The 4,968-nt window shown below is 68.4% G+C and carries 3 protein-coding genes and 1 tRNA gene; 1 reads left to right on the top strand and 3 read right to left on the bottom strand.

All coding sequences use genetic code 11. The features are described 5' to 3' along the window. Positions 1-1,988, top strand: a 1,988-nt coding sequence (locus tag AB0F10_RS44135; protein ID WP_360640283.1) for a recombinase family protein, incomplete at its 5' end; no start/stop codon positions are given. On the opposite strand, the gene AB0F10_RS44130 is transcribed toward AB0F10_RS44135, so the two are convergent. From AB0F10_RS44130 to AB0F10_RS44120, 3 genes are all read right to left on the bottom strand, one after another. Then, positions 1,950-2,037, bottom strand: a tRNA-Leu gene (locus AB0F10_RS44130). The two genes, AB0F10_RS44135 and AB0F10_RS44130, sit on opposite strands and share 39 nt — an antisense overlap. Positions 2,038-2,837: 800 nt before the next feature. Further along, on the bottom strand, positions 2,838-3,122 hold the full coding sequence (locus tag AB0F10_RS44125; RefSeq protein ID WP_360640280.1) for a hypothetical protein: 285 nt from the start codon (positions 3,120-3,122) through the stop codon (positions 2,838-2,840). A 298-nt stretch (positions 3,123-3,420) separates the two neighbouring features. Next, positions 3,421-4,806 carry a hypothetical protein gene (locus AB0F10_RS44120; protein ID WP_360640277.1) on the bottom strand — a complete coding sequence of 462 codons (1,386 nt, stop codon included), beginning with the start codon at positions 4,804-4,806 and terminating at the stop codon, positions 3,421-3,423. Between the last annotated feature and the right edge of the window lie 162 nt (positions 4,807-4,968).

The following is a 4,968-nucleotide window of genomic DNA, read 5'->3' as shown; positions in this document are numbered from 1 at the left end:
CTGAGCCGATCGTCCGCGCGGACGTCCGTCCGCTCGCGCGCGTCTGCGCAGATCAGCGCGCGGACGGACGACGGACGGACGACCGCGCGGACATCACCCATCGAGTAGAAGGGAGGCCCAACGATCACCACAGACGACCCGACCTCAGAGGGGAGAAATCGCAGCATACGAACGTGCAAGACGCTGGAAATCGAGAATGGGCAGGTCAAGACGTCCCTAGAAGTCCCGCTCTCGGACGCCGCCGCCGATGTGCTGTGGCGCATCATCGACCGCGCCCGGAAGACTCGGCAGACATGAGGTTTGCCTTCTACGGACGTGTGTCGACCGAGGACCAGCAGGACCCGCAGGCTTCCAAGGCCTGGCAGCTATCGCGAGCACGCAGCCTGATCGAACCGGCCGGCGGCGAGGTCGTCGCCGAGTTCTTCGACATCGGGCTGTCCCGCTCGCTGCCGTGGAAGCGGCGCCCCGAGGCGCTGCGGCTGCTCGACACGATCAAGAGCCCGGCCCGCGACTTCGAGGCCGTGGTTATCGGCGAACCGCAGCGCGCCTTCTACGGCAGCCAGTTCGGCATGACCTTCCCCGTCTTCGTCCACTACGGCGTCGGCTTGTGGGTGCCTGAGATCGGCGGCGCCATCGACCCCGGCTCCGACGCGCACGATCTCGTCATGGCGCTCTACGGCGGCATGAGCAAAGGCGAACGCAACCGCATCAAGATTCGCGTCCGGGCGGCGATGAAGTCCCAGACCGAGTTGGAAGGCCGATACCTCGGCGGACGACCGCCCTACGGCTACCGCATCGCCGACGCCTGCCCACACCCCAACCCGGGCAAGGCCGCGGAAGGCAAGCGGCTGCACAGGCTCGAACCGGATCCAGTCACCGAGCCGGTCGTTCGGCGGATCTTTGAGGAGTACGTCGCCGGCCGGGGGATGACGTCGATCGCGCGTGGCCTCACGCAAGACGGCATCGTGTGCCCGTCCGCCTATGACAGGGCGCGTAACCCGCACCGGCACACGAAGGTCTGGGAGACGACCGCGGTCCGGGCCATCCTGCTCAACCCGCGCTACACCGGCCGCCAGGTCTGGAACCGGGCACGCACCGACGAGGTCCTCATCGACGTCGACGACGTCGCGCTCGGCCACGAGAACCGGCACCGCTGGAACGACCCGAGCCAGTGGGTCTGGTCGCGCACCGAGTCACACACGCCGCTGATCAGCACCGACCTCTACGAACGCGCCCAGCAGACCATCAAGGCACGCGGCACCAACAGCGACGCCGGACGCGCGCCACGCCACACCGGCCACCCGTACCTGTTCCGCGGTCTCATCAAATGCGGCCTGTGCGACCGCAAGATGGTCGGCAACCCGAACCACGGGCGCCTCTACTACCGATGCGCGGCTAGCCGCGACTACGTCCGTCAGCACCAGATCAGCCACCCGCCCGCGCTCTACCTTCGCGAGGACCAGATCACCGACCCGATCGACCGGTTCCTGCGCGAGGAACTCACCGGTGCCACCCTGACCGATAACCTCCGCCGGGTGGCCGACGCCCAACACCGCGCAGCGCTCGCCGCCCATGACAACACCGGCGAGATCGACAAGCTGCGCCAGACGATCGCCGACGCCGACGCCAAGATCGGCCGATACCGGGGGACGCTCGACGCCGGTGGCGACCCGGCTCTCATCGCCGGCTGGATCGGCGAGACCACCACGATCAAGAAGGCTGCTCAGGCTCGGCTCGGGCTCACCGAGGCGCCGCCGCAGCGGATGACCGGCGACCAGCTCGACAGCATCGCCGAGGCGTTCAACGACCTGTTCAGGCTGCTCAGAGACGCCGACCCGCGCGACAAGGCGGAGCTCTACAGCAGGATCGGCCTGCGGCTGACCTACCAGCCTGGCCCAGAAACAATGATCGCCGAGGTTTGCACCCCGGCGAACGATCGTGTCTTTAGTTGGTGTCCGAGGGGGGACTTGAACCCCCACGTCCGATAAAGGACACTAGCACCTCAAGCTAGCGCGTCTGCCATTCCGCCACCCGGACTTGCCTGGTCCAGCCTAACCGAGCCGACCTGTGGTTTTGTAACCACACTCGGCTGCCCGGCGGGCCGCACAGGAGAGAACTTTACACGGCCCCCCGACGGACCCAAACTCGGGCACCCCTGGCACGCCGGGGTGACCCTGTTGCGCCAGCAACAGCGGGACCAGCCACCTCAGCGGCCCCACCTGAGCGGTCTGATCTTCGTCGAGCCGCCGTAGCGGTGCCGCGCCGAGGCGCAGGAGCGACGGCGGCACAGAACGTGGGATCCGGCCGACGACGAGCGCGGACCGACCGGGGCAGGGTGCCGCACGATCTTGACGTCGCGGTTGTGATCGTCTGGTGGGGTTGTCCGGTCTGAGCGGCGGCGTGCTGGTGAGCGTCGAAGCTGAACAGGCCGTCGAACGCTTCGGCGATGCTGTCGAGATGGTTGCCGGTCATCCGCTGTGGCGGCGCTCGGTGAGGCCGAGCCGAGCTGAGGCAGTCTTCTTGATCGGTGATAGAGGCGGCCGTGGTGGGGATTGCCGACCATCTTGCGGTCGCACGGGCGGCAGGAGACGAGTCCGCGACCGCGGAACCCCGTCGACGAAAACAGCGTTACGTTACATTCTGTACGGGTATGCCGCCGTCGTGCTAGGAGCCGAAGGCGTTGTCGCTGTCCCTGAAGAACCGCCCGCGAACCTTGCGGTCGATCTGGCAGGCAGCCACCTTTGCCTCAGCGCCGCCGCCCGTCTGCCTGCGATTTCGTAACTCGGTCCACGTGAATTCACCGACGGAGACCGCCGCTCCTGCCAGCACAACGGGGGTCAGCGGAGCGGCCGGCAAGCCCAGCGTGACCGATCCCAGCAGGGAGCCGGTTCGCACGGCCACACGTCGCTGACAAGCTCGCGCTGTTCCTCGACGAGGTCTTGCAACTCGTCGACGGCTTCCGGGCCGGTTACGGTGCCGTCGCTGAACTCGCGTACCCAGCGACAATAGGCGCGGCGGTTGCGCCGATATGCCTTCCGGCCGCTGACGGCGACGGCGGCGGCGGCCAACACTTCGAGCTCGGCATCGAGATGTGGCGGTTCCATCTGCGCCTGAGCGGGCACCGCGAAATCCCACGCTATTGACGCCGCGACGAGGCCTGGGGCAACGTCTGGCTGGTCGAGCCGAGCGACCTGGGCGACGTCGCAGTTCCAGTGCGGCGTGGTCAGATGCCTCGGGCGAGTTGGGTGTGGTCGGATTCGATCAGGTTGTTCGCGTACTGCTCGACGTGGTGCCACTCTGCTGGCATCAGGTCGCCGACCCTGCCTGGGGAGACCGAGTGGCCGCGCCGTCCCGGTGGGCGGATAGTGGCACGTCGATGACCTGGCGACCCCTGCGGAGCCATCATCGATCCGCCGGGAATCACCCGCTGGTGACGTCGAGGTAGGAAATCTTGTCGTTCACGGAACCGGAACCGTTGGCGATTGTCAGCCGGCCGTCCGTCACGGTGACCACGGCCGTGCCCTCGATCCAGTGCCGGCTCGCGGTCGGCGTGCCGGACACCACGAGCTGGCCCTCGACCGTGAGCCGGTAGGTGCTGTCGATGGCGGCCGGGTCGCCGGCGACCACGTGCACCAGGTACCGGCCGTTGGGTAGGGCGAGCTCCCATCGGATGGCGCCGCCCGGCTTTTGCATGTGGTTGAACGTGTCGTACCGCTGGTCGGGTGAGATCGCGGAGTTGCGGTCGCGGGCGTTGTTGTTGCCGACGTTCCAGCCGTAGGCCAGCCCGCCCGCGCGCGGCCCGTACGCCAGGCCGGTGTCCGCCAGATATCCCACCGGGACGCCGGCGCCCGCCGGGGCGAAGTTCACCGACACGCTGTAGGCCGGAGTCAGCAAGTAGGCCCTCACATGTCCGTTGTGGAGACCGGCGCCGACAATCTGACCGCGGTCGTTGATGCCGTTGGCCTGTTGCAGGCTCCAGCCGGACCCGGCCGGGAGGAGGTCGTCGAGCAGGGTGAACGCGCCGGCCTGCCAGAGCCACGCGCGGGGAGCCGGGCAGGGCGTGCACAGCGGGTCGGCGGTGCCGACGATCTGACCGGCGGCGTTGATGGCATTGGCCGTGTTGTGCGGGATGTCGGCCACGCCGCCGAGGCTGACCGGGTTCGTGCCCTCCCAGCGGACCGCCAGGTCGCTCTGGCCCGCGCCGGCCGAACCGACCACCGTCCCGCTGATGTTGATGGCCGTCGCCCGGGTCGAACCGGTGCCGGGGAAGCCGGGCAGGAACGTCGCGGCGCCGTTGCGCCAGACGTAGGACGGCTCGCCGACGACCTGGCCGACCGCGTTGATCGCGGTTGCCACGCCCAGGCCCGGCCCGAGGTCGACGCGAACGCCGTCCGCCCGGTACAGCGTGCCGAGCGGGCTGCCCTCGGAGTCGGCCGGCCGCTGGCCGCCGGCAACCTGACCGGACGGATCGATGGCGTTGCCGACGCCGAGCGCGTTGTCGATCGTCCCGCCGAGGTCGCCAATCGCACCGGAAGCATTCCACCGCACCGGATATCCATAGAACTGGGGCGGGCGGTCCGCGGTGCCGGCGATCTGACCCGCGTCGTTGATGGCGTTGGCCCAGCTGTTCTGGCCACCGGGCAGCGTACCCAGGTCGGCCGGCACGCCATTGCTCCACCTGAACCCGTGCACGGTGTTGGCGGTCGGGTTGCTGTAACCGACGACCACTCCGGCGTTGTTGATGCCCTTGGCGACACTCAGGTCGCCGGCACCCAGCGAGCCGAGGTCGGTGATCGTGTAACGCACGGTGGTGGGGGGGCGCGCGGGCGGGGCCCCCCCCCACCCCAACACCCAAACCCACAACAACACCAAAAAAAAAAAAAACAACACCAACACCCAACCCAACAAACACAAAAACCCCCCCAACACCCCCCCCCCCCACCCCCCCCCCCCCACCCCCCACCCCAC

Origin of the sequence: Actinoplanes sp. NPDC026623 (assembly GCF_040638275.1) — a bacterium.
Classification (GTDB): Bacteria; Actinomycetota; Actinomycetes; order Mycobacteriales; family Micromonosporaceae; genus Actinoplanes.
The sequence above is the reverse complement of the archived record's forward strand: the minus strand, read 5'-3'. Positions and strand labels throughout refer to the sequence as shown.